At 63.1% G+C, this 23,848-nt stretch carries 26 protein-coding genes; 4 read left to right on the forward strand and 22 right to left on the reverse strand.

Annotated features, from left to right (window positions below; genetic code table 11):
- Positions 1 to 16: 16 nt before the first annotated feature.
- The 16 genes from rodZ to ubiT all read right to left on the reverse strand — a co-directional run bounded on the left by rodZ (position 17) and on the right by ubiT (position 13,355).
- Complete coding sequence (rodZ, locus tag ACT7DK_RS14015) at positions 17 to 1,018, reverse strand: cytoskeleton protein RodZ (RefSeq protein ID WP_445400165.1); 1,002 nt, start codon at positions 1,016 to 1,018, stop codon at positions 17 to 19.
- Positions 1,008 to 1,787 carry a type IV pilus biogenesis/stability protein PilW gene (gene pilW / locus ACT7DK_RS14020; protein ID WP_445400167.1) on the reverse strand — a complete coding sequence of 260 codons (780 nt, stop codon included), beginning with the start codon at positions 1,785 to 1,787 and terminating at the stop codon, positions 1,008 to 1,010. Before pilW ends, rodZ begins: the two co-directional genes overlap by 11 nt.
- Before the next feature lie 28 nt (positions 1,788 to 1,815).
- Positions 1,816 to 2,934 (reverse strand): bifunctional tRNA (adenosine(37)-C2)-methyltransferase TrmG/ribosomal RNA large subunit methyltransferase RlmN, encoded by a 1,119-nt coding sequence (locus ACT7DK_RS14025; RefSeq protein ID WP_445400169.1) that lies wholly within the window; start codon positions 2,932 to 2,934, stop codon positions 1,816 to 1,818.
- Between the two features lie 151 nt (positions 2,935 to 3,085).
- Positions 3,086 to 3,517, reverse strand: coding sequence for a nucleoside-diphosphate kinase (ndk, locus tag ACT7DK_RS14030; protein WP_445400171.1), 432 nt, complete (start codon positions 3,515 to 3,517; stop codon positions 3,086 to 3,088).
- Between the two features lie 119 nt (positions 3,518 to 3,636).
- On the reverse strand, positions 3,637 to 4,917 hold the full coding sequence (gene pepB / locus ACT7DK_RS14035; protein WP_445402364.1) for an aminopeptidase PepB: 1,281 nt from the start codon (positions 4,915 to 4,917) through the stop codon (positions 3,637 to 3,639).
- Positions 4,914 to 6,224 carry an aminopeptidase PepB gene (gene pepB / locus ACT7DK_RS14040; protein ID WP_445400173.1) on the reverse strand — a complete coding sequence of 437 codons (1,311 nt, stop codon included), beginning with the start codon at positions 6,222 to 6,224 and terminating at the stop codon, positions 4,914 to 4,916. Before pepB (ACT7DK_RS14040) ends, pepB (ACT7DK_RS14035) begins: the two co-directional genes overlap by 4 nt.
- 277 nt (positions 6,225 to 6,501) lie before the next feature.
- Entirely contained in the window at positions 6,502 to 6,702 is a 201-nt protein-coding gene (gene iscX, locus ACT7DK_RS14045) for a Fe-S cluster assembly protein IscX (RefSeq protein ID WP_445400175.1), read from the reverse strand.
- Positions 6,703 to 6,715: 13 nt separating this feature from the next.
- A complete protein-coding gene (fdx, locus tag ACT7DK_RS14050) occupies positions 6,716 to 7,054 on the reverse strand; it encodes an ISC system 2Fe-2S type ferredoxin (RefSeq protein ID WP_445400177.1) in 339 nt (112 codons plus the stop codon).
- A gap of 2 nt (positions 7,055 to 7,056) precedes the next feature.
- Entirely contained in the window at positions 7,057 to 8,898 is a 1,842-nt protein-coding gene (hscA, locus tag ACT7DK_RS14055; protein ID WP_445400179.1) for a Fe-S protein assembly chaperone HscA, read from the reverse strand.
- A 5-nt stretch (positions 8,899 to 8,903) separates the two neighbouring features.
- Complete coding sequence (gene hscB, locus ACT7DK_RS14060) at positions 8,904 to 9,422, reverse strand: co-chaperone HscB (protein ID WP_445400181.1); 519 nt, start codon at positions 9,420 to 9,422, stop codon at positions 8,904 to 8,906.
- A gap of 10 nt (positions 9,423 to 9,432) precedes the next feature.
- Complete coding sequence (gene iscA / locus ACT7DK_RS14065) at positions 9,433 to 9,756, reverse strand: iron-sulfur cluster assembly protein IscA (protein ID WP_445400183.1); 324 nt, start codon at positions 9,754 to 9,756, stop codon at positions 9,433 to 9,435.
- A 12-nt stretch (positions 9,757 to 9,768) separates the two neighbouring features.
- Complete coding sequence (gene iscU, locus ACT7DK_RS14070; protein ID WP_445400185.1) at positions 9,769 to 10,155, reverse strand: Fe-S cluster assembly scaffold IscU; 387 nt, start codon at positions 10,153 to 10,155, stop codon at positions 9,769 to 9,771.
- Between the two features lie 42 nt (positions 10,156 to 10,197).
- Positions 10,198 to 11,412: an IscS subfamily cysteine desulfurase gene (locus ACT7DK_RS14075; RefSeq protein WP_445400187.1), complete on the reverse strand. Its 1,215-nt coding sequence runs from the start codon at positions 11,410 to 11,412 to the stop codon at positions 10,198 to 10,200.
- 51 nt (positions 11,413 to 11,463) lie between these two features.
- Positions 11,464 to 11,961, reverse strand: coding sequence for a Fe-S cluster assembly transcriptional regulator IscR (iscR, locus tag ACT7DK_RS14080; RefSeq protein WP_445400188.1), 498 nt, complete (start codon positions 11,959 to 11,961; stop codon positions 11,464 to 11,466).
- Between the two features lie 79 nt (positions 11,962 to 12,040).
- Positions 12,041 to 12,772, reverse strand: a complete 732-nt coding sequence (gene trmJ / locus ACT7DK_RS14085) for a tRNA (cytosine(32)/uridine(32)-2'-O)-methyltransferase TrmJ (RefSeq protein WP_445400190.1) — start codon at positions 12,770 to 12,772, stop codon at positions 12,041 to 12,043.
- Between the two features lie 58 nt (positions 12,773 to 12,830).
- Positions 12,831 to 13,355, reverse strand: coding sequence for a ubiquinone anaerobic biosynthesis accessory factor UbiT (gene ubiT, locus ACT7DK_RS14090; RefSeq protein ID WP_445400192.1), 525 nt, complete (start codon positions 13,353 to 13,355; stop codon positions 12,831 to 12,833).
- Positions 13,356 to 13,562: 207 nt separating this feature from the next.
- Between ubiT and ubiU the strand changes: the two genes are divergently transcribed.
- Positions 13,563 to 14,558 carry a ubiquinone anaerobic biosynthesis protein UbiU gene (gene ubiU / locus ACT7DK_RS14095; RefSeq protein ID WP_445400194.1) on the forward strand — a complete coding sequence of 332 codons (996 nt, stop codon included), beginning with the start codon at positions 13,563 to 13,565 and terminating at the stop codon, positions 14,556 to 14,558.
- An 8-nt stretch (positions 14,559 to 14,566) separates the two neighbouring features.
- On the forward strand, positions 14,567 to 15,466 hold the full coding sequence (locus tag ACT7DK_RS14100; protein ID WP_445400196.1) for a U32 family peptidase: 900 nt from the start codon (positions 14,567 to 14,569) through the stop codon (positions 15,464 to 15,466).
- Positions 15,467 to 15,491: 25 nt separating this feature from the next.
- On the opposite strand, the gene nlpI is transcribed toward ACT7DK_RS14100, so the two are convergent.
- The 6 genes from nlpI to queA all read right to left on the reverse strand — a co-directional run bounded on the left by nlpI (position 15,492) and on the right by queA (position 22,140).
- A complete protein-coding gene (gene nlpI / locus ACT7DK_RS14105; RefSeq protein WP_445400198.1) occupies positions 15,492 to 16,367 on the reverse strand; it encodes a lipoprotein NlpI in 876 nt (291 codons plus the stop codon).
- Positions 16,368 to 16,484: 117 nt separating this feature from the next.
- On the reverse strand, positions 16,485 to 17,429 hold the full coding sequence (gene secF, locus ACT7DK_RS14110; RefSeq protein ID WP_445400200.1) for a protein translocase subunit SecF: 945 nt from the start codon (positions 17,427 to 17,429) through the stop codon (positions 16,485 to 16,487).
- Positions 17,430 to 17,440: 11 nt separating this feature from the next.
- A complete protein-coding gene (secD, locus tag ACT7DK_RS14115) occupies positions 17,441 to 19,294 on the reverse strand; it encodes a protein translocase subunit SecD (RefSeq protein WP_445400202.1) in 1,854 nt (617 codons plus the stop codon).
- A 21-nt stretch (positions 19,295 to 19,315) separates the two neighbouring features.
- Positions 19,316 to 19,642 (reverse strand): preprotein translocase subunit YajC, encoded by a 327-nt coding sequence (gene yajC, locus ACT7DK_RS14120; protein ID WP_445400204.1) that lies wholly within the window; start codon positions 19,640 to 19,642, stop codon positions 19,316 to 19,318.
- Positions 19,643 to 19,805: 163 nt separating this feature from the next.
- Complete coding sequence (tgt, locus tag ACT7DK_RS14125; RefSeq protein ID WP_445400206.1) at positions 19,806 to 20,954, reverse strand: tRNA guanosine(34) transglycosylase Tgt; 1,149 nt, start codon at positions 20,952 to 20,954, stop codon at positions 19,806 to 19,808.
- A gap of 139 nt (positions 20,955 to 21,093) precedes the next feature.
- Positions 21,094 to 22,140, reverse strand: coding sequence for a tRNA preQ1(34) S-adenosylmethionine ribosyltransferase-isomerase QueA (gene queA, locus ACT7DK_RS14130; protein WP_445400208.1), 1,047 nt, complete (start codon positions 22,138 to 22,140; stop codon positions 21,094 to 21,096).
- 199 nt (positions 22,141 to 22,339) lie between these two features.
- On the opposite strand from queA, the gene ACT7DK_RS14135 reads away from it, so the two are divergent.
- Together ACT7DK_RS14135 and ACT7DK_RS14140 are read left to right on the forward strand one after the other, a co-directional pair.
- Positions 22,340 to 22,849 (forward strand): CBS domain-containing protein, encoded by a 510-nt coding sequence (locus tag ACT7DK_RS14135; protein ID WP_445400210.1) that lies wholly within the window; start codon positions 22,340 to 22,342, stop codon positions 22,847 to 22,849.
- On the forward strand, positions 22,846 to 23,427 hold the full coding sequence (locus ACT7DK_RS14140) for an acyl carrier protein phosphodiesterase (RefSeq protein ID WP_445400212.1): 582 nt from the start codon (positions 22,846 to 22,848) through the stop codon (positions 23,425 to 23,427). Before ACT7DK_RS14135 ends, ACT7DK_RS14140 begins: the two co-directional genes overlap by 4 nt.
- Positions 23,428 to 23,848: the final 421 nt, after the last annotated feature.

Genomic DNA, 23,848 nt, shown 5'->3' on the forward strand with positions numbered 1-23,848 from the left:
TCTACTCTTGATTTGCTCAGGATTGCGGTACGGTGAGGCGGGCCACACGGCCGGCGCCGAAGGAAGACAGATCGACCGCCTGGTTCATGTATTCGACACTGGCCGCCCGGGGGGCACCCAGCACCAGCCTGAAAGGAGGCTCTCCTTCCAGCTCCAGCGCCTCGTTGGCCCTTTTCACCCCTTCGGCCAACACCTGGCCACGGCTGTCGGTGATCTGGATCCAGCAGTCATCGTTAAAGCGCAGGCTGAGCAGCCGGGGGTTGGCGTCCGCTTCGGCCGGAGCTTCCTCGGCCGGGGCTTCCTCGGCCGACGTTTCGGCGGGGGGCTCGGCCGACTCGGCTTCGACCGTCGGGGTTGCGGTCATCTCCTGAACGGGGACATCGCTGGCCACCACCTCACCGGCCGCGGCGGCGTTATCGGTGGAGTCACCAGGCTGCACCATGCCGGTATCGCCCACCGGCCCGGTTGTGGCCTCTTGCGGCTGCGGTAGCGGGAGCACATCGGTGACTTCGTCGGACGGCTCCGGCAGGGGCAGCTCGGGCTCTTGCTGCTGCGTGATGGGTTCCAGCGTCCGTTCCACGTAGTTGGCGCCGCTGTCCTGCCACCACCAGTACACCAGGGAGGCGACCAGGCCGAGCAGCACCAGCCAACTGACCCGCTTGAGCCAATTGTCGCTGGCCTGCTGGCGGGTTTTCCTGGAAAAACTCTGCATGGGTGCGGCGACTTTCATCTGCTCGACCCCGCTCATGCCGTCAAAGGCGGCCAGTGCCTCGTGCTCGGTCACGCCCACCAGCTTGGCGTAGGCTTTGACATAGCCCCGCAGGAAGGTCACCGCCACCCCGGCCTTGTACTGATCACTGTCGATCGACTCGATCACCGCCAACCGCAGGTTCAACCGACGGGCCACCTCGGCCTGAGTCCATCCTCGGGCCTCCCGGGCATGGCGCAACAAGGCCCCTGGACCGGCTTTTACCACTGCGTCAGCCTGGGGCTGCTGTTCTGCTTTATTAATAGTCATTTGCTAGGAATCGCCTGGCCTGTTCTGAATCCGGAAATAATCGTACCAGCTCGGCGCCGGCCGCCTGGACTTGCGCCACTCGGCCCTGTGCTTGTGCGGTACGCACTGTTAACCATAAACTCTGCGCACTGGGTCGATGCTCACGCCGGTAGCGAGCCAGATAATCGAGCGCCTCACTCTGCTCTCCCCGAGCCACCGCCAGTTCCGCCGCCCCCAGCAGGGACTCCGACCTGGCCGGACTGTATTCCAGCGCCCGCCGGTAATAACCAAGCGCCACTTGAAGCCGATTGTGTTGTTTGGCGCAGAGCGCCGCGTTCTCAAAGGTATCCGCCACCTTGACATAACCGGGCACCCTCACCGCCTTCCTAAAGATGACATCCGCTTCCTCGAAACGTTCCCTCTGACACAGAAAAACGCCGTAATTATTGAGGCCATCTCCATGATTTGGCGACAGTTTAAGCACCTGGCGATAACTTTTCTCGGCCAGTTCTAATTCGGACACGGTTTGATAGAAATAAGCCTGGGCGAGGTACAGATCCGGATTGCGGGGATCCTGAGACAAGGCCCGATCGATATTGAACTTGGCCTTTTCGACGTCGCCTCGGCGCAGGTACTCCAACCCAAGATTCATGCGAGTCGCCGCCGCCTCCGACGGAGTGAATAACGGCTCGCGGGAAGGGCGACCATCGGCCAGGTAACGGGTTTCGCTGACACAGCCTCCCAAGGCTCCTGCTATCAGTATCGCCGGCAATAGCTTGATGTTCCGCATCCCTTGGTTACACACCCATGGTATTTCTTTAAACCATTGTGACGGATATGCTTTGCTCCTGCATCCGTTTTTTCAGGGTGCGCTTGGTCCTGTCGATCACATCGCCCACCAACTGGCCGCAGGCGGCGTCGATATCGTCACCCCGGGTCTTGCGGATGGTCACGGTATTGCCGTACTGCATCAACACCTTGTTGAAGCGGTCGATACGGCTGTTGCTCGGCTTGCCGTAAGGGTTGCCCGGGAAGGGGTTGAAGGGGATCAGGTTGATCTTGCAGGGCAGGTCCTTCAACAGTTGGGCCAGTTCGTGGGCGTGCTGCATGTCGTCATTGACGTGATCGAGCAGCACGTACTCGATGGTCACCTTGCCCTGGTTGGCATTGGACTTGGCGATGTAGCGCTTGATGCTGTCCAGCAGGGTGGCGATATCGTACTTGTCGTTGATCGGCATGATCTCGGAGCGCAACCGGTCGTTGGGCGCATGCAAAGACACCGCCAGGGCCACGTCTATCATGTCGCCGAGCTTGTCCAGCGCCGGCACCACGCCCGAGGTGGACAGAGTCACCCGCCGCTTGGACAGGCCGAAGCCGTAGTCCTCCAGCATCAGCCGCATGGCCGGTACCACATTGGTCAGGTTGAGCAGGGGCTCGCCCATGCCCATCATCACCACGTTGGTGATGGGCCGGCGGCCGGTGTCCTTGCTGAACCCCACCCGGCTGGCGGCACGCCACACCTGGCCGATGATTTCGGACACCTTGAGGTTGCGGTTGAAGCCCTGCTGGGCGGTAGAGCAGAACTTGCAGTCCAGGGCGCAGCCCACCTGGGAGGAGACGCACAGGGTAGCCCTGTCCCCGTCGGGAATATAGACGGTCTCCACCTCTTGCTCGCCCACCAGCATGGCCCACTTGATGGTACCGTCGGCGGACTTCTGCTCGCGGCTGATCTCGGGGGCACGGATCTCGGCCCGCTCGGCCAGCCTGGCTCGCAGCGCCTTGTTGATGTTGGTCATCTGCTCGAAGTCGTCGCAACCGAAGTGATAGATCCATTTCATCAGCTGATCGGCACGGAACGGCTTTTCGCCCAGCTCCGCGAAGAACTCGCGCATGCCGTCACGATCCAGATCCAGCAGGTTTATTTTTGTCTCACTCATCGGTTGCCTCTCGCGTTTTGACCAGAGCCCACAGGGCGCGAAATTGTACAGAGTTTAGCACCCGGTTGCCAGTGCTACCGCCCCGGCGACCGGACCGGCCGGCCATGAAAAAAGGAGCCGAAGCTCCTTTTTTTGCCGGGGCGCGCGACGCTTAGCGGGTACGCGGGCAGATTTCTTCGTCGCTGAAGAAATAGGCGATTTCGCGGGCGGCGGACGCCGGCGCATCGGAGCCGTGCACGGCGTTCTCGTCGATGCTGTTGGCGTAGTCGGCGCGCAGGGTGCCGGCCAGGGCGTCGGCCGGGTTGGTGGCGCCCATGATCTCGCGGTTGCGACGCACGGCGTCTTCACCTTCCAGTACCTGTACCATCACCGGGCCGGAGGTCATGAAATCGACCAGGGCCTTGAAGAAGGGACGCGCGCTGTGTTCGGCGTAGAAGCCTTCGGCCTGCTCGCGGCTCAGGTGCACCATTTTGGCGGCGACGATCTTCAGGCCGGCCGCTTCGAAGCGCTGGTAAATGGCACCGATCAGGTTCTTGGCGACGGCATCAGGCTTGATGATGGAGAAAGTACGTTCGAGAGCCATGTGTGTTCCTTTAAAGTAAACGGGCTAGGTAAAAACGGGCCGAATTATACGTAAAGCCCACCCAAGTTAACACTCTTGTTCAGCATTTTTATTGCATCGAGGCAACATAATGCACTGCCTCAGCCCTCTTGTTCCAGCAGCAGCCGCGCCAGGGTGCGCAGGCCCAGGGCGGTACCGCCCGCGGACCAGTCCGCATCGGCGTTGTTGCGGTAGGCGGCGGCCAAATCGAAGTGTAGCCAGCCCCGTCCTTCGTTGGGCACGAAGCGGGACAAAAAGCCGGCGGCGTTGGAGGCGCCGCCCGGGCCGCCGCCCTTCACCGGTCGGCTGTTGGCGGTATCGGCGTAGGCCGAGGGGCACTGCTCCCGGTGCCAGGGCGCCAGCGGCAACTGCCACAGGGGTTCCTGCTCCTGCTCGGCCAGGGCCAGGGCCCGTTGCGCCAGCGCCTGGTCGAGGGCGAAGAGGGCGTTGTATTCCTGGCCCACCGCCATCACGGCGGCGCCGGTGAGGGTGGCCGCATCGATAATGAGCGGCGCCCCGGTGGCCCCTGCCGCCAGCAGGCCATCGGCCAGCACCAGCCGGCCCTCCGCATCGGTATTGACGATTTCCACGCTGGTGCCGTTTTGGTAGGTGAGGATATCCCCCAGCTTGTAGGCATGGCCGGAAATCAGGTTCTCGGCGCAACACAGGAACAGCTTGACCCGCCGGTTCAGGCCGCTCAGCATGGCCAGGCCCAGGGCGCCGGTGACCAGAGCCGCCCCGCCCATGTCGCCCTTCATGTGCAGCATGCCTTCGGAGGCCTTGATGGAATAGCCGCCGGAATCGAAGGTGATGCCCTTGCCCACCAGGCAGGCGGCCACCGGGGCCTTGCGATCGCCGGCGGGGTTGAAGTCGAGCTCCAGCAGCACCGGCTCCCGGTCGCTGCCCCGCCCCACCTGGTAGATGCCGACGAAGCCGGCCTCGCGCAGCGCCTCGCCCTTGAGGATGCGGTGGCTGACCCTGCTGGGCGCCAGTTCGGTGAGGAAGCTGGCCGCCTCCACCGCCAGGGCCACCGGGCTCAGTTGTTCGGGCGTGGCGTTGGTCTGGGCCCGCACCCAGCGGGCGCAGCGCAGCCGGGCGTCGAGCAGCCGGTGGGTAGCGTCATCGGTTCCCGCCCAGTACAGTTCGCCCTCGTCCTTGCTGCTCATCCAGCCCTGGGCGAAGGCCCATTGCTGCTCGGCGCTCCAGTCGCCGGTAAGCGCCACCCGCCGCACGCCCTGGGCGTGGAGCCGGCGGCCGGCGCGCTGGATACGGCGCAGCGGCAAGGGGCCCAGATGCACAACTGCACTCTGCTCGCCGTAACTCAGCAGCGCGCCCTCGCCCCAGGCCTGGTCAGCGGGGGCCGCGCTCAGGCAGACCTTCAGCATAGCCCCTCCTCCCCGCAGACCCGGGCCAGCACGGCGGCGATGGTGCGCACGCCGTGTCCCTTGCCGCCGGTGCCCCAAAGGTCGTTGGCCGCCTTCTGGTAAGAGCCGGACAAGTCCATGTGCACCCAGTTTCGTCCCTGCTCAGGCACGAAACGGGACAGGAAGGCGGCGGCGGTGGAGGCGCCGGCCATGCCCTCGCCGCCGTGCACGTTGGCCATGTCGGCGAAGGCGGAGCCGAGCTGACCCACATGGAAAGGCTCCAGGGGCAACTGCCAGGCCTTCTCGTATTCATCCCGGGCGGCCCGCACCGTGGCCTGGGCCAGCTCGTCGTTCATGCTGAACACGGCGTTGTAGTCCCGGCCGAGTGCCATCTTGGCGGCACCGGTCAGGGTGGCCGCATCCAGGATGAAGGGGGCACCGGTCTCGCTCGCCGCCAGCAGGCCGTCGGCCAGCACCAGCCGGCCCTCGGCGTCGGTGTTGAGGATTTCGACGGTGACGCCGTTTTTATAGCTGAGGATGTCGCCCAGTTTGTAGGCATGGCCGGAGACCAGGTTCTCGGCACAGCACAGGAACAGTTTGACCCTTTTGCCCAGGCCACGCTGGATGGCCAGGGCCAGGGCACCGGTGACGGTGGCGGCACCGCCCATGTCGGACTTCATCACCGCCATGCCGTCGGAAGATTTGATGCTGTAGCCGCCGGAGTCGAAGGTGATGCCCTTGCCCACCAGACAGGCCGCCACCGGTGCCTCGGAATTGCCGGTGGGGTTGAAGTCGAGCTCGAGCAGGGTGGGCGGACGTTCGCTGCCCCGGCCCACCTCGTAGATACCCACATAACCGAGATCCTTGAGTTGCTCGCCGCTGTAGGTACGGTAGCTCACCGCCCCGGGCGCCAGGGACTGGAGGAACTTGCCGGCTTCGGTGGCCAGGGAGGCCGGGTAGATATCTTCCGGGGTGCCGTTGATCATCTCCCGCACCCAACGGCAGGCGCGATCGCGGGCCTCCAGCTCGGCCTGCTCCTCGGGCCCGGTGGCGCCGAAGTCGAGGGCCTGGCCACCCTTGGCGTTGTAGAAGCCCTGGGCGAAGGCCCAGCGGCTTTCCAGGGACCAGTCCTCGCCGGCCAACACCACCTGTTTGATGCCCATGGCATCGAGCTTGCGCCCCGCCTGCTGGGCCTTGCGTACCAGTTCGGCGGTGTCTGTCACATGGACCCGGGCTTCGTCGTCGCAAAAACTCAGCAGCGCCTTTTCGCCCCAGTGGGCGGCGGCGGCTTGATGACTGAGCATGACTTTCATGGTTGCGGGCATAGCACTTCCTTATTCTGTTGACAGAAAACGGAAAAAGCCACAGTCGGACTGTGGCTTGAAACAAAGCTGGAAGCTGGAAGCTAGAAGCTGGAAGCTAGAAGCTAGAAGCTAGAAGCTAGAAGCTAGAAGCTAGAAGCTAGAAGCTAGAAGCTAGAAGCTAGAAGCTAGAAGCTAGAAGCTAGAAGCTAGAAGCTAGAAGCTAGAAGCTAGAACATAAACGGCCTTGGATAGACGTCAATCTTGATTCTTCCAGCTTATGCCGGCTTCCGGCTTACGTTTATTCGTATTCATCCATCCAGGCCATGATCACGGCCTCGAGGATGCGTTCGTTGGAATGGGCAGGATCGTCATCGAAATCTTCCAGCTCGCAGATCCACTGGTGCAAGTCGGTAAAACGCACCGTCTTGGGATCCGTGTCCGGATAGGCCTCCAGCAGTGCCAGGGCGATTTCCTGGCTATCTATCCATTTGAGACTCATACCCCCTCCCCGGTCAGTGACCTTCGGATACCATGTTCACCGTATATTTGGGGATCTCCACCACCAGATCCTCGTCGGCGACCCTGGCCTGGCAGCCGAGGCGGGACTCCGGCTCCAGCCCCCAGGCCTTGTCCAGCATGTCATCCTCCAGCTCGCTGCTTTCCTCCAGCGAGTCGAAGCCCTCGCGCACTATCACATGACAGGTGGTGCAGGCGCAGGATTTTTCACAGGCGTGCTCGATGGCGATACCGTTGCGCAGGGCCACGTCCAGCACGGTTTCACCTTGCTTGGCCTCCAGCGCGGCCCCTTCGGGGCACAACTCGGCATGAGGCAAAAAAACAATCTTTGGCATTATTACACCTTATCAACACGTTGTCCGGCAAGAGCCTTGCGAATGGATGCATCCATCCGGCGAGACGCAAATTCGGCGGTTTCTTTATCGGTCTTTTCTATCGCCTGCTTGATCGCCTCGGGGTCGTCGCCCTCGGCACTGCGCTGCAGGGATCCGATGGCAGCCACTATCCCGGCCCGCTCCCGCTCGTCGAGCAGTTCGTCGCCGTCGGCCTGCAGGGCGCTGACGATGTTCTCTATCACCCGGGCGGCCTCCACCTTCTGCTCCGCCAGCATGCGGGCGGCGATGTCCTCCCTGGCATGCTCGAAGGAGGCCTTCAGCATGGTGGCGATGTCGTCTTCCTTCAGGCCGTAGGAGGGCTTGACCTCTATGCCGGCGTGCACCCCGGAGGATTTTTCCATGGCGCTCACCGACAGCAGGCCGTCCGCGTCCACCTGGAAGGTGACCCGGATATGGGCGGCGCCGGCCGCCATGGGGGGAATGCCGGTCAGGGTAAAGCGGGCCAGAGAGCGGCAATCCGCCACCAGTTCCCGCTCACCCTGCACCACGTGGATGGCCATGGCGGTCTGGCCATCCTTGAAGGTGGTGAATTCCTGGGCCCGGGCCACGGGAATGGTGGTGTTACGCGGTATGATTTTTTCCACCAGGCCGCCCATGGTCTCGAGCCCCAATGACAGGGGGATGACGTCGAGCAGCAGCATCTCGCTGTCGGGCTTGTTGCCGATCAGCACGTCCGCCTGGATGGCGGCACCGATGGCCACCACCTTGTCCGGATCCAGGCTGGTCAGGGGCTCGCGGCCGAAGAAATCGCCTACCCGGCTGCGTACCAGCGGCACCCGGGTGGAGCCGCCCACCATCACCACCTGCAGCACCTCTGCCGCCGTCACCCCGGCGTCCTTCAGGGCCCGGCGGCAGGCCAGCAGGGTCTTGTTGACCCAGGGCTGGATCAGGGCGTCGAACTCGGCCCGGGTCAGTTCCCCCCGCCAGCCTTCCCACTCGACCGTCATGCTGTCGCTGTCGGTCAGCGTCTGCTTGGCGGCACAGGCCGCATCCAACAGGTTGCGCTGCTGGGTCGGGCTCAACTCGGTGATACCGGCCCGGCCCTGGATCCAGTCGGCCAGAGCATGGTCGAAGTCATCGCCGCCCAGGGCGGAGTCCCCCCCGGTGGCCAGCACCTCGAACACGCCCCGGTGCAGCCGCAGTATGGAAATGTCGAAGGTGCCGCCGCCGAGATCGTAGACCGCGATCACCCCCTCCTGGCCGGAGTCCAGGCCGTAGGCGATGGCGGCGGCGGTGGGCTCGTTGAGCAGCCGCAGCACTTCGAGGCCGGCCAGCCGGGCCGCGTCCTTGGTTCCCTGGCGCTGGGCGTCGTCGAAGTAGGCAGGCACGGTGATCACCGCGCCCTGGATGGGGTTGCCCAGGCTCGCTTCGGCCCGGGCGGCCAGGGCCTTGAGGATCTCGGCCGAAACCTGCACCGGATTGACCGGGCCCTGCACGGTGTCGAGCTCGACCAGGCCGTCATGCTCGCGGAAAGCGTAGGGCAGCTTGGCCCGGGGCACGTCCGCCAGGGCCTTGCCCATCAGCCGCTTGACCGAGACGATGGTGTTCCGGGGATCGAGTTCTGCGTCGCGCTTGGCCTCGTGCCCGACCCGGAGGCCGTCTTCCAGGTAGTGCACCACCGAGGGCAGCAGTTCACGCCCCTGATCGTCGGGCAGGGTTTCGGCCAGGCCGCTGCGCACCACCGCCACCAGGGAATTGGTGGTGCCCAGATCGATACCGACCGCCCATTTGTGTTCGTGCGGGGCCGCGCTCTGGCCCGGTTCGGATATTTGTAATAATGCCATGGAGTTCAGAGTTCCTGCTGCGCGTCTTCCAGCCGCTCGAGTTCGGCGTGCAGCTTGGTCATGAATTTGAGTTTGCGTACCGCGTCGGCGGCGGCGTCCCACTGCCCGGCGTCCAGTTGCCGTTCAAGCTCTCCAAACAGCTCGGCCGACACCCGGGCCAGCTCCCGGTCGAAGGCCAGGATGGCGCCGAAGACGTCGCCAGCCTCGGGAATGGCCTCCAGCTGTTCGCGCCATTCCATCTGCTGCATCAGGAACAGGGGGTCCTTCAGAGTCTGCTGTTCGGCACGGATATCGGTGCCGTGGAGGGATAGCAGGTACTCGGCGCGGGCCAGGGGTTGCTTCAGGGTGGTGAAGGCGTCGTTGATCTGGGCCGCGCGCTGCACCGCCTGCAGGCGCTCCCGCTCTGGGCGGGAGGCGAACTTGTCGGGATGAAACTGCATCTGCAGTTGGCGGTAGGTGTCGGACAGCGTCTGGGTATCGAGTGCGAATTGCTCCGGCAAGCCAAACAGCTCAAAGTAATTCATGCCGATATCCTTAAACGTTGAAACTTTCGCCGCAACCACATTCCCCGCTGACATTGGGGTTGTTGAACTTGAAGCCTTCGTTCAGGCCTTCCTTCACGAAGTCAAGCTCGGTACCGTTCAGGTACACCAGGCTTTTACTGTCGACGATCACCTTCACCTCGCCGTGTTCGAAGACCTGATCGCCTTCGGCAAGTTCATCCACGAATTCCAGCACATAGGCCAGGCCGGAGCAGCCGGACGTCTTCACGCCCAACCGCAGGCCGATGCCCTTGCCCCTGTTGTTCAGGAATGTTTGCACCCGTTGGGCTGCCGCGTCGGTAATGGTAATCGCCATGCTTGCTCCGCCTTACGCCAGGTTTTTCTTTTTCTTGTAATCGTCAATCGCCGCCTTGATGGCATCTTCCGCCAGGATGGAGCAGTGGATCTTCACCGGCGGCAGGGCCAGTTCTTCGGCGATATCGGTATTCTTGATGCTCGCCGCTTCGTCCAGACTCTTGCCCTTGACCCATTCGGTGATCAGCGAGCTCGAGGCGATGGCGGAGCCACAGCCGTAGGTCTTGAACTTGGCGTCCTCGATGATGCCGTCGTCGCTGATCTTGAGCTGCAGCTTCATCACATCGCCGCAGGCCGGGGCACCCACCATGCCGGTGGCCACGTTGGGATCGTTCTTGTCGAAACCACCCACGTTGCGGGGGTTCTCGTAGTGGTCAATTACTTTTTCGCTGTAAGCCATGATGTAAAACTCCTCACCAATCCTTTAATCCGTTAGACACCCTTAATGGTGTACCCACTCAACTTTTTCCAGGTCCACGCCGTCCTTGAACATCTCCCACAACGGAGACATCTCGCGCAGGCGGCCGATGGCCTCGTTGACCAGGCGTACGGCGTAATCGATCTGCTCTTCGGTGGTAAAGCGGCCGATGCTGAAACGGATGGAGCTGTGCGCCAGTTCGTCGTTCAGCCCCAGGGCCCGCAGCACATAGGACGGCTCCAGGCTGGCGGAAGTACAGGCCGAACCGGAAGATACCGCCAGATCCTTGAGCGCCATCATCAGCGACTCGCCTTCGACATAGGCGAAGCTGATGTTGAGAATACCGGGCACCCGCTGTTCCAGATCGCCGTTGACATAGACTTCTTCGATATCCTTCACGCCTTCGTAGAGGCGGTCGCGCAGGACACGGATACGCTCGCCCTCGGCGGCCATTTCTTCTTTGGCGATACGGAAGGCCTCGCCCATGCCCACTATCTGGTGAGTGGCCAGGGTGCCGGAACGCATGCCGCGCTCATGGCCGCCCCCGTGCATCTGGGCTTCGAGCCGCACCCGCGGCTTGCGGCATACGTAGAGGGCGCCGATGCCCTTGGGGCCGTAAATCTTGTGGGCGGACAGCGACAACAGGTCGATATTCATGTCCTGCACGTCGATGGCAATCTTGCCGGCGCTCTGGGCGGCATCCACATGGAACATGATCTTGCGGCTGCGGCACAGCTCGCCGATGGCCTTGACGTCCTGGATCACGCCGGTTTCGTTGTTCACGTGCATGATGCTCACCAGTATGGTGTCGTCACGCATGGCGTTTTCGATCTGTTCCAGGGAGAAGAGGCCATTGGGCTGGGGCTCCAGGTAGGTGACCTCGAAGCCTTCCCGCTCCAGCTGGCGGCAGGGATCCAGGACCGCCTTGTGCTCGGTCTTGGAGGTAATGATGTGCTTGCCCTTCTTGCCGTAGAAGTTGGCGATGCCCTTGATGGCCAGATTGTCGGACTCGGTAGCGCCGGAGGTGAACACAATCTCGCGCGGATCGGCGTTGATCAGCTCAGCAACCTGGTTACGGGCGATGTCCACCGCCTCTTCCGCCTGCCAGCCGAAGCGGTGCGAGCGGGAGGCCGGGTTACCGAAAATACCGTCGAGGGTGAGGCATTGCATCATTTTTTCGGCAACGCGTGGGTCTACCGGGCAGGTAGCCGCATAGTCGAGATAAATGGGCAGTTTCATCATATTCTCCATTCCAACGCTGCCCTGTACGGCAGTCTTGTCATCGACATTTTAAAGTTGAACTTTCAGGCTCACTTCTTGCTGCTCGGGCTCGGCCAGAGTCAGCAGGCTCAGATTGCTGTCTTGCTGTTCGGAAATCCGGCGGACATCCCTCTGGCTGACCAGTTCCGCCAGGCTGATACCGTCGAGAAAATTACTGATCCGATCACTCAGGGCACACCAGAGGGAGTGGGTCAGGCATTGGTTGCCGCTGTGGCAGTCACCCTTGCCCTGGCACTTGGTGGCATCCACCGACTCGTCGACGGCGGCAATCACCGCCCCCACCGAGATAGCCGAAGCCTTCATGCCCAGCAGGTAGCCGCCACCGGGCCCGCGTACACTGCTTACCAGGCCCTGCTTGCGCAGCCGGGCGAACAGCTGTTCGAGGTAAGACAGGGAAATACCCTGGCGCTCGGAAATATCAGCCAAGGACACCGGACCGGTATCGGCATGCAATGCCACATCCAGCATGGCGGTCACCGCGTAGCGCCCTTTTGATGTCAGTCTCATGTAATTGAACCGTTTCCAGACATGGCGTCAGGGTGTCATACCCGAGTGTTTCAGTCAAGTATTTATCCTACTAAAACAGTCAGCTATTGGACCCCTGCTGCTTTTGCCGTCGCTGTACCGAGGTCAGGATGCCGCGCAGTATGTTCAGCTCATGAGACTCGGGCCTGGCCCGGTTAAACAGCCGGCGCAGCTTGGTCATCACCTGCCCGGGATGCGGCTTGATGATAAAGCCGGTGTCCAGCAGGGTCTGCTCCAGATGCGCGTAAAACCGTTCCAGATCCGCCGACAGCGGGTATTCCTGCTCCGCCACCGGATGGGATTCCCGGGCCAGCCAGGCCATGCGCACCTCATAGCTCAGAGTCTGTACCGCCATCGCCAGGTTGAGCGAACTGTATTCCGGGTTGGCGGGAATGGCCACATGATAGTGACACTGCTGCAACTCCTCGTTGCTCAGCCCGGTACGTTCCCGGCCGAATACCAGCGCCACCCTGTGCCGGGGCGCTTCCGCAATGGCCTTTTCGCCCGCCTCGCGGGCATCGAGCATGGGCCAGGACCAGGTCCGGGAACGGGCGCTGGTACCGATCACCAGGCCGCAGTCGGCTACCGCCTCGGCCAGGGTGGGCACTATGCGGGCATTGGCCAGAATGTCGCTGGCGCCGGCGGCCAGGGCCACCGCCTGGCCATCGGGCGGGGTAACCGGATCGACCAGGCACAGATCGCCCAGCCCCATGGTCTTCATGGCGCGGGCAGCCGAGCCGATGTTGCCGGTGTGCGAGGTATTCACCAGCACGATGCGTACTTGCTCAAGCATTTCCACTTGGTCCAACTGTGCTTAAGGCGCAAGATTCTAGCACAGTCACGGTGCGGGATCAGGTGTTATCCTGCAGCCCGGTACCGGCTTTTGGCAGGGGATCGCGTCCGGCCTGGGCCAGCACCCCGGCCAGCAACCTAAGCAGCCGCTGCAGCCAGGGTGGTTGGCGGGCCGGCTCCAGCCGGTCGAGCAGGTTCTTGCACTCGAGCCCCAGCTCGGTATCTCCGGTGATCAGCAGCCGGCGCTGGAAGAACAGGGTGTCCGGATCCCGCTCGCCGGCGCTGAGCCGGATGAGATCGTTCAGCCCGCAACGGATCACCACGTCGGCCTCGGTGGCCGGCTGCAGGATGAGGCGCCCCCCGGCAAAGCCCAGGCTCAACCGGTAATCCAGATCCGGCACCCACAGCTGCAGGCAACGGTGCGCCAGGAAATCCAGTTCGCCGTCCTTGATGGGCTCGGCCAGCCCGCGGTTGAGCAGGGCTTCCAGCACCGGCGTCTGCAGCCGGTGGGGCAGATAACGCAAGGGGGTACGCAGTAGGGCCGGTCCCCGCTCGCTCAGGGTCCGGCATAACAGGGGCAACATAACGGGCTCCTCTCGGTCGATTGACAATATCTTCTGGCCCTTTCTCGGCGTCGGCCTGGGGCCTGGTCCAGGGACAAAGGCATATCAAAGCAGGCTCCGGACAAGGTCGTCCTGCGCCAAATCAAATCACGGCTGTTTTGTTTCAAATCAAATGCCTCTTATCCATCCCTGCTTAGACTGACCGCCTTGTAACCCGGAGTGAACGCTATGGAACTACTCTGTCCCGCCGGCAGCCTGCCGGCGTTGAAGGCGGCCGTCGATCAGGGTGCCGACGCCGTCTATATCGGCTTCAAAGACCAGACCAACGCCCGCCATTTCGCCGGCCTCAACTTCACCGAACGCGGCCTGCACGAGGGCGTGGACTACCTGCGCCGGCACGGCCGCAAGCTGCATGTGGCCATCAACACCTTCGCCCACCAGGGTAACGAAGGGCTCTGGCAGGGCGCCGTGGATCAGGCCGTGGCCCTGGGCGCCGACGCCCTGATCATCGCCGATACCGCCATCCTGGCCTATGCCGCCCGTACCTACCCCCAGGCGGAGCTGCACCTGTCGGTGCAGGCCAGCGCCACCAACGCCGCCGCCATCCGCTTTTTCCGGGACAACTTCAAGGTCCGGCGGGTGGTACTGCCGCGAGTGTTGTCCATCCAGCAGGTGCGCCAGATCGCCAGGGACACCGACGCCGAGCTGGAGGTGTTCGCCTTCGGCAGCCTGTGCATCATGGCCGAGGGCCGCTGCTACCTCTCCTCCTACCTTACCGGGGAAAGCCCCAATACGGTAGGCGCCTGCTCCCCGGCCCGTTTCGTGCGCTGGGAGGAGAAAGACGCACAACTGGAATCGCGCCTGAACGGCGTGCTGATCGACCGCTTCGCCGAGGGTGAGCAGGCCGGCTACCCCACCCTGTGCAAGGGCCGCTTCGAGGTGGACGGCAAGCCCTACCATACCCTGGAAGAGCCCACCAGCCTCAATACCCTGAGCCTGCTTCCCGACCTGGTCCGGCTGGGGGTGAAATCGGTCAAGATAGAGGGTCGCCAGCGCAGCCCCGCCTATGTGGCCGAGGTCACCCGGGTCTGGCGTCAGGCCCTGGATGCCTGTCTCCCGGCGCCCGAAGGCTATGAGGTTCAGCCGGCCTGGTCACAGCGGCTCGACGGGGTCTCCGAAGGCAACCAGACCACCCTGGGCGCCTATCATCGAAAATGGCAATAGGAGCGGACATGCAACTTCATCTCGGACCCCTGCTGTTCTTCTGGCCCAGGGCACAGGTCGAGGATTTCTACCAGGCCGCCCTGGCCACCCCCTGCCGGCGCCTCTACCTGGGCGAAACCGTCTGTCCCAAGCGCCGGGAGCTGAAAACCGCCGACTGGCTTGACCTGGCCCGGGAGCTCTCCGCCGCCGGCAAGGAGGTGGTGCTGTCCACCCTGGCGCTGATCCAGGCGCCGGCGGAGCTGCTCACCATCAAAAAACTGTGCGAGCAGGGCGAACTCCAGATAGAAGCCAACGATCTCGGGGCGGTGCAGCTGGCCCATGAGCACCGCCTGCCCTTCGTCGGCGGGCCGGCACTCAACGTCTACAACCTGGATACCCTGCGGCTGCTGCTGGACAAGGGCATGACCACCTGGGTGCCGCCGGTGGAGCTGTCCCGCGCCTGGCTGTGGGACATCCACCGGGCGGCGGAGGCAGCAGGCCTGCGTGCCCGCTTCCAGCTCGAGGTGTTCGGCTACGGCTACCTGCCCCTGGCCTATTCGGCGCGCTGTTTCACGGCCCGGGCGGAAAACCGGCCCAAGGACGAGTGCGAGCTGGTATGCATCAACTATCCCAGCGGGCGCCGGGCCAACACCCAGGAAGGCCAGCCGGTGTTCAACCTCAACGGTATCCAGACCCAGTCGGGCTACTGCTACAACCTGATCAACGAGGTACCGGGCATGAACGGCTGGGTGGACGCGGTGCGCATCAGCGCCCACAGCCGCGACTGCCTGGAGTGGATAGGACGCTTTGCCGAGCAGGCCGGGCAGCCCCGCCCCTACCGGCTGGCTTCCCGCTTTTGCAACGGCTACTGGAACCAGTTGCCGGGCATGGAGTGGCTGCCGTCGCCGGCAGGGATGGAGGTGGAATAAGGAAAGGGGGCGCAGGCCCCCTCTCCTATCGCCGCAGCCGGGCCTGTTCGCCGATCAGGTCCAGCTCCAGCAGGGAATAGCGGTGCTCGACGAAGTCGTAGATATTGGTGGCCAGGGCCAGTTTGAAATAGACCGCCGCCTGATCCGGCTGGCCGTTGCGCTGGGCCTGCTTGGCGAGATAAAAGTAGGCCTCGCACAGCCGCTCGGCCAGTTCCTGGTTATCCGCGCTCTCCTCCGAGACACGGTTGAGCAGCTGCTCGTCGGTCACCTCGCCGAGGTAAACGCCGACGATATCCCAGGCCCATTCATCGGTGCCATATTGCAGTTGGTGCGCCGCCAATTGCTCGGTGGCGAACTCGGGGTCCAGTTGATCCAGCGCCAGGTACCACCACAGCAGGCGGTAAGGGTCGCTCGGATCCTCATCCAGGAAGGTTTTCAGATCCCGCGCCGCCAGCCCGGGGCGGCCACCGTAATAGAGGGCGATGCCCCGGTTGAGGTTGGCGTAGGTATAATCGGGGGCCAGCTCAAGGGCCGAATCGAAGGCCTCGTAGGCTTCATCGAACTCCTGATTCTGGGTCAGATAGACGCCGTTGAGGTTGTAGGCATCGGCGAAATCGGGCCTTTCGCGCAGGGCACGATTGAAGTCCAGCCGGGCCATGGCCCGCAGGCCCACCCGGTCGAATACCACGCCGCGCTGGAAAAACAGCTCGGCCCGCTGCTCCGGCGTCAGGCCGGATGCAGTCAGCATCTGCCCCAGGCGGGCGATGCCCAGTTCACTCTCGTAGGAAACCTGCATCGGCACCGGCAGCACCAGGGTCGGCGTCACCGCCTTGGGTGCACTGCAACCGGCCAGCAACACACCGAAGAGGGCTACAGGACCGAGCAAAAATCTGTCTTTCAAGTCGGCTCCGAACTTGTCTTATTATGGCCACATGTTATGCAGCTCCACGACGTTTGTCATGTTGCAAATGCATTTCACAATAAAAAGGGGCACGATGGGCCCCTTTGCAATAATGCCTTACGGCAGCGGCTCCTGATCCGCCCCTTCCTTTTCCACCTGTGGCGGCAGCATGTGCTCCCGCTGCACCCCGAGCAGCATGGCCCAGGCGCTGGCGATATAGATGGATGAGTAGGTGCCGAAGCCGATGCCCAGCAACAGGGCGGTGGCAAAACCGTGGATCAGCGCCCCTCCCTTGAGGAACAGCGCCACCACCACCACCAGGGTGGTGGCCGAGGTGATCAGGGTCCGGCTCAGGGTATCGGTAATGGCCTCGTCGAACACCTGCGCGGTGGTGGTATCGCGCACCCGGCGGAAGTTTTCCCGCACCCGGTCGAATACCACTATGGTATCGTTGAGCGAGTAACCCACCACCGTCAGCAGGGCCGCCACTATGGTCAGGTCCACCTCGATCTGCAGCCAGGAGAACACCCCCAGGGTAATGATCACGTCGTGGGCCAGGGACAGCACGGCACCGGAAGCCAGCCGCCACTCGAAGCGCATGCCCACGTACAGCAGGATGCAGAGCAGCGCCACCAGGATGGCCAGACCGCCCTGTTCGGCCAGTTCTTCGCCGATGGCCGGGCCGACGAACTCCAGCCGTTTCATCTCGGCGGACGGCGAGACCTGCTGCATGGCCGCCAGCACCGATTCGCCCTGCTGCTGCACGTCCACGTTTTCCTGCGGCGCCAGGCGGATCAGCAGGTCCCGGCTGGTGCCGAAGTTCTGTACCGTGGCGCCGGGCAGCCCCGCCTCGTCGAGGCGGTCACGCACCTGGTCCAGCACCACCGCCTGCTCGAAGGCCACTTCGACCACGGTGCCGCCGGTGAAGTCCAGGCCCCAGTTCAGGCCGCGGGTGGCCAGGCTGAAGAAGCACAGGGCCACCAGCACCAGGGACAGCACAGTGGCCGCCTTGGAGTAGCGCATGAAGCGGATGGACGCTCTGGTCTTGAGGATCTCAAACATCGGTTATTTCCTCATATCGACAGTTTGCTGAGACGCTTGCCGCCCCAGATCAGGTTCACCAAGGCCCGGGTACCGACGATGGCGGTGAACATGGAGGCGAGGATACCGATCATCAGGGTCACGGCGAAGCCTTTGACCGGGCCCGTGCCCACCGCAAACAGGATGACGGCGGTGATCAGGGTGGTGATGTTGGCATCGGCAATGGTGCTGAGCGCCTTCTCGTAACCCAGGTGTATCGCCTGCTGCACCCCACGCCCGTCGCGCAGCTCCTCGCGGATCCGCTCGAAGATCAGCACGTTGGCATCCACCGACATGCCGATGGTCAGCACGATGCCGGCGATGCCCGGCAACGTCATGGTCGCCCCCGGTACCATCGACATCACGCCGATGATGATCACCACGTTGGCCAGCAGCGCCACGTTGGCTACCAGACCGAACTTGCGGTAGTAGATGGTCATGAACAGCACCACCGCCAGCATACCGTAGACCATGGCCATCAGGCCGTTTTCCACGTTCTGCTGTCCCAGGCTCGGGCCTATGGTGCGCTCCTCCACGATCTGGATCGGCGCGATCAGGGCACCGGCCCGCAGCAGCAGTGCCAGGTTCTGCGCTTCCGCCATGGAATCGATGCCGGTGATGCGGAAGCTGCGTCCCAGCCGAGACTGGATGGTGGCCACGTTGATCACTTCCTGATCCTTGCGGAACTTGCGGGAACCATCGTCGTTCAGCTCGTCGGTGGGCTTGTACTCGGTGAACACCGTCGCCATGGGCCGGCCCACGTTGTCCTTGGTAAAGTCGGCCATGCGGCTGCCACCGGGGGCATCCAGGCTGATGTTCACCTGCGGGCGGCTGAACTCGTCCATGCCGGAGCTGGCGTCGACGATATGCTCACCGGTGAGGATGATGCGCTTTTGCAGCACCACGGGGCGGCCATCCCTGTCACGCAGCAGATCGCTGTTGGGGGGAACCCGGCCGGCGGCCGCGGCGGCCACATCGGCACTCTCATCCACCAGGCGGAACTCCAGGGTGGCGGTGGCGCCGAGGATCTCCTTGGCCCGGGCGGTGTCCTGGATGCCGGGCAGTTGCACCACGATGCGTTCGGCGCCCTGGCGCTGGACCAATGGCTCGGCCACGCCCAGCTCGTTGACCCGGTTGCGGATGATGGTGATGTTCTGCTGCAGGGCGTATTCCTTCACTTCCTTCAGCCGCTGCTCGCTCATCACCGCAAACAGGCCGAAGTTGTCGCCGCTGTCCCGCTCGGAGAACAGCAGGTCCGGGTAACGGCCGCGCAGGTAGGTCATGGCCTGGGTGCGAATATCGACATCGCGGAACACCATCAGGGCGCCATCATCCTGGGCCAGCACGCCGGAATAGCGCAGGCGCTGCTCACGCAGGTCGGTGCGGAAGTCCTGCACCATCTGCTCCTGCACCCGGTTGAGGGCTTCTTCCATGTCCACTTCCATCAGGAAGTGCACACCCCCGCGCAGGTCCAGACCCAGTTTGAGCGGGCCGGCGCCGATGGCCTCCAGCCAAGCAGGGGTGGAAGGTGCCAGGTTGAGGGCGGTGATGTAGCCATCTCCCAAGGCGTCGGCCACCAAGTCCTTGCCTCTGAGCTGATCGTCGGTATTGCGGAAACGGATGAGTAACTGGTTGTCGGCCAGGGCGACGCTCTTCACCTCGATGCCGGCCTGGTCAAGGGTCTGTTGGGCCTGAGTCAGGGCAGCAGGGGTCACCTGGGTACCGCGGGAGCCGGACACCTGCAACGCAGGGTCTTCACCAAACAGATTGGGTGCTGCATAAAGAAAACTGATGGTGATCACGCAGATCACCATCAAGTATTTCCACAGCGGATATCGATTTAACACGCTGTGCTCCTCGATAGGAAATTAGAGGGACTGGATAGAGCCCTTGGGCAGGACGGCGGTGATAAAGTCCTTCTTGATGGTCACTTGGGTCTGCTCACTCAGGCTCAGCACCACGTAGTCGTTCTCGGTGGAGATCTTGGCGATCTTGCCCACCAGGCCACCGTTGGTCAGCACCTCGTCGCCCTTGCTCAGGGAAGACATCAGGTTCTTGTGCTCTTTCACCCGCTTGGACTGGGGACGGAAGATCATGAAGTAGAAGATCAGGCCGAACACGACCAGCATGATGATCATTTCCATACCGCCGCCGGCGGAGCCGCCCTGGGCATAAGCTTTGGAGATAATATCCATTCGTTTTGGTTCCTCGTTGATGGTTAAAAGCTGTTATCCGGCATAGTGCATCGGCGAAAACAGGCACAGCACGCCGCCACGCCATGAATACCTCCCTGTAGGCTCGCACCTGCCATCCCTGGCAGGTGACGGTCGGCTTAGCTGCTGCCTGTTCTCACCGCTCTTATCCTTCGCCGTGTTCAACTGCGCTCTGGCCCAATGGCGGCACGGGTCTGTCCTGCCGGCCATAGAACTCAGCTACAAAGTCGTCTAATTTACCCTGCTCTATGGCTCCACGTAAACCTTCCATCACCCGCTGGTAGTAGCGCAGGTTGTGAATGGTGTTTAAACGCGCACCCAGTATCTCGTTGCACTTGTCCAGGTGGTGCAGGTAGGAGCGCGAGTAGTGCTTGCAGGTGTAGCAATCGCAATCCGCGTCCAGCGGGCCGGTGTCGGTCTTGTGCTTGGCGTTGCGGATCTTCACCACCCCTTCGGTGGTGAACAGGTGGCCGTTGCGGGCGTTGCGGGTCGGCATCACGCAGTCGAACATGTCGATACCCCGACGCACCCCTTCCACCAGATCCTCCGGCTTGCCCACCCCCATCAGGTAGCGGGGTTTGTCTTCCGGGATTTTCGGGCAGGTGTGCTCCAGCACCTTGTGCATCTCGTGCTTGGGCTCGCCCACCGCCAGGCCGCCCACCGCATAGCCGTCGAAACCGATGTCCAGCAACCCTTCCAGGGACTGGTCGCGCAGATCCTCGTAGACGCTGCCCTGGATGATGCCGAACAGGGCATTCTTGTTGCCGAGCTTGTCGAAGTGATCCCGCGACCGTTTGGCCCAGCGCAGGGACATCTCCATCGACTTCTTGGCTTCCTCCCAGGTGGCCGGATAGGGGGTGCATTCGTCCATGATCATCACGATGTCGGAGCCCAGATCGTACTGGATCTCCATCGAGGTTTCCGGCGCCAGGAAGATCTTGTCGCCATTGACCGGGTTGCGGAAGTAGACGCCTTCCTCGGTGATCTTGCGGATGTCCCCCAGGCTGAATACCTGGAAGCCGCCGGAGTCGGTGAGGATGGGGCCCTGCCAGTTCATGAAGTCGTGCAAATCCCCGTGCAGCTTCATCACCTCCTGGCCCGGACGAATCCACAGGTGGAAGGTGTTGCCGAGCAGGATCTGGGCGCCGGTGGCGGTGACTTCTTCCGGGGTCATGCCCTTGACGGTGCCGTAGGTGCCCACCGGCATGAAGGCCGGGGTTTCCACCACGCCCCGGTCGAAGATCAGCCGGCCGCGGCGGGCGCGGCCATCGGTGGTTTGCAGTTCAAATTTCATCGGTTACCTCTACTGGCCGGAGAAACAGTCCGACCTTATTTTTAAAACTGGTGAGGGGTAAATCGTGAGGAGTGAGGTGAAAAAACACTATCTTACACGTCTCACATTTTGCCCCTCATACCTCACGCCTCACCTATTATCACTGGCTTTGCCGGGTAATAAACATGGCGTCGCCGTAGCTGAAAAAGCGATAGCGCTCCGCCACCGCCGCCCGGTAGGCGGCCATGATGTGGTCGTGGCCGGCGAAGGCGCTGACCAGCATGATCAGGGTCGACTCGGGCAGGTGGAAGTTGGTGACCATGGCGTCCACCAGTTGGAAGCGATAACCCGGGTAGATAAAGATGTCGGTATCGCCGTAGAAGGGGGCGAGCGGCTCGCCCTTGCCCAGGCTGGCCCGGGCGGCGCTTTCCAGGGAGCGCACCGAGGTGGTGCCCACGGCGATCACCCGGCCGCCCCGGGCACGGGTGGCGTCGATCTGCGCCACCACCTCGGCCGGCACCTCTATGTATTCGGCGTGCATCCGGTGCTCGAGCACATTGTCCACCCGCACCGGCTGGAAGGTGCCGGCGCCCACGTGCAGGGTGATAAAGGCCAGCTCGACGCCCTTGGCCTTGAGCTCGGCCAGCAGCGGCTCGTCGAAATGCAGGCCGGCGGTGGGGGCCGCCACGGCGCCCGGCTTTTCGTTGTAGACGGTCTGGTAGCGCTCCTTGTCGGCCTCGGTGTCGGGCCGGTCGATATAGGGCGGCAGCGGCATGTGGCCCACCGCCTCCAGGATCTCGAGCACGGTGCGCGGGTCGTTGAATTCGATTTCGAACAGGGCGTCGTGGCGGGCCAGCATGGTGGCCCTGACGTCCGGCTCCAGGATCAGTTCGGCCCCCGGCTTGGGCGACTTGGAGGCGCGCACATGGGCCAGCACCCGCTTGTCGTCCAGCACCCGCTCCACCAGCACTTCCACCCTGCCCCCGCTGGCCTTGTGGCCGAACAGCCGCGCCGGTATCACCCGGGTGTTGTTGAACACCAGCAGATCACCGGGATTGACCAGATTCAGAATGTCGCTGAAGCGGCCGTGCACCAGGGCGCCGCTGTTGCCGTCCAACTGCAACAGCCGGCTGGCGGTACGCTCCGGCATGGGGTGGCGGGCGATCAACTCGTCGGGAAGCTCGAAATGGAAATCACGGACCTGCATAGACAACCTCTTGTTATAACGGGCGCTAGTCTAGTGAGGCTACATCACGGGATCAAGGCAATTCGGCTTGGGGCCTGCGCCATGGAATATTCCGCACGGAGAACAAGAGCGCGGCGGAAACTTCCACCCGGCCGTGACCGGGGTCATGTTCTTCGCCTCCCCGCTTGGGCTATCTTGATATAAAAAGAGGAGAAGCATCATGCCAGCCGTCGTTTCCGAAATCATGTCACGCAACGTTATCGGCCTGCCCCCGTCCGCCACCCTGGCCGAGGCCCGCACCCTGATGCAGCGCCAGCACATCCGCCACCTGCCGGTGTTGGAGCAGGACAAGCTGGTGGGCCTGGTCAGCCAGCGGGACATCCTGGCGGCCCAGGAGTCCAGCCTGGAAAAAGGTACCAATGGCCACTTCCTGCAGCACCACAAGCTGGCGGAGATCATGGTGACCGGGGTCACCACCGTCAGCCCCAAAGCGGGCATCCGCGAGGCGGCCCTCTACCTGCAGAAACACAAGTACGGCTGCCTGCCGGTGGTGGACAGGGGCAGGCTGGTGGGCATCGTCACCGACAGCGATTTCGTCGCCGTGGCCATCCACCTGCTGGAGGTGCTGGACAACCAGCTGGCCGACGAAGGGAGCGACGAAGCCGACCTGGACGATCTGGATCTGGCGCCGGACGCCCAGGATTATCTGGACGGCTCGCGGGATCTATGAACTACCTGGCCCACCTGCACCTGGCCCATATCAGCCGGACCAGCCTGGCCGGCGCCCTGCTGGGGGAGTTCGCCCGGGGTGCCATAGACCCGGCCCTGCCCCCGGAACTGCAACTCGGCATCCTGCTGCACCGGCGCATCGACAGCTTCACCGACGCCCACCCGCGGCATCAGGGGGCGGTGCGCGCCCTGCCCAGCCCCTTTCGCCGCTACGGCGGCATCATCATGGACATGATGTTCGATCACTTCCTGGCCCGGCACTGGTCCCGTTACCATCCCTGGGCGCTGGCCGACTTTATCGGCTACAGTCACCGCCGGCTGCAACCGGGGGTACACTGGCCGCCGGACATGGTCATCCTGGTGGAGCGGCTCAAGCAGCACCAGTTGCTGGCCCAGTACCGGAGCCTGGAGGGCATCACCCGGGCCATCATCCGCATCGACGGCCGCTTTCGCCGCCCCACCCCCCTGCCCGACTGCGCGCCCCTGCTGCGGGCCCATTACGACGAGATGGAGCAGGCCTTCCTCGCCTTCTACCCCGAGTTGCAGGACTTTGTACTGAGCCAGACCCGACCGGATTAGTACCTGTTCCAGCTCAGGTAGACTCGGTCAAAGCATGCTGTTCCGCCGACACGCTATGAATACATCCATGTACGCTCTCTGTTTCATCCCTGAAACAGAAGGCCGGCGGAACAGCATGCTTTGTCCTCCTTATCGCCCTGCAGCCGCCTGCAGGCACCATAATCAGACGGCGTCGGGGCTTGAAGGAGGTAACAGGGATGGCCTCCGCCGACCGTCACATGCCAGGGGCGCGAAGCGCCTTGCACCGGAGATATCGCCGCGACCGAGTTGCCAGTGACAAGTCGCAGCGCGGCGATACCGACGGTTTCCGCGACATCCGGCATGTGCCGAGCGCCACAGGGATGTGCTTGCAGCGGGTCGGCGAAGGCGGCCCTGTTGCCTCTTCCTCTTCTTCTTCTTCGTAACAAACAGCCAAATAGTA

Source organism: Zobellella sp. An-6, assembly GCF_052487945.1.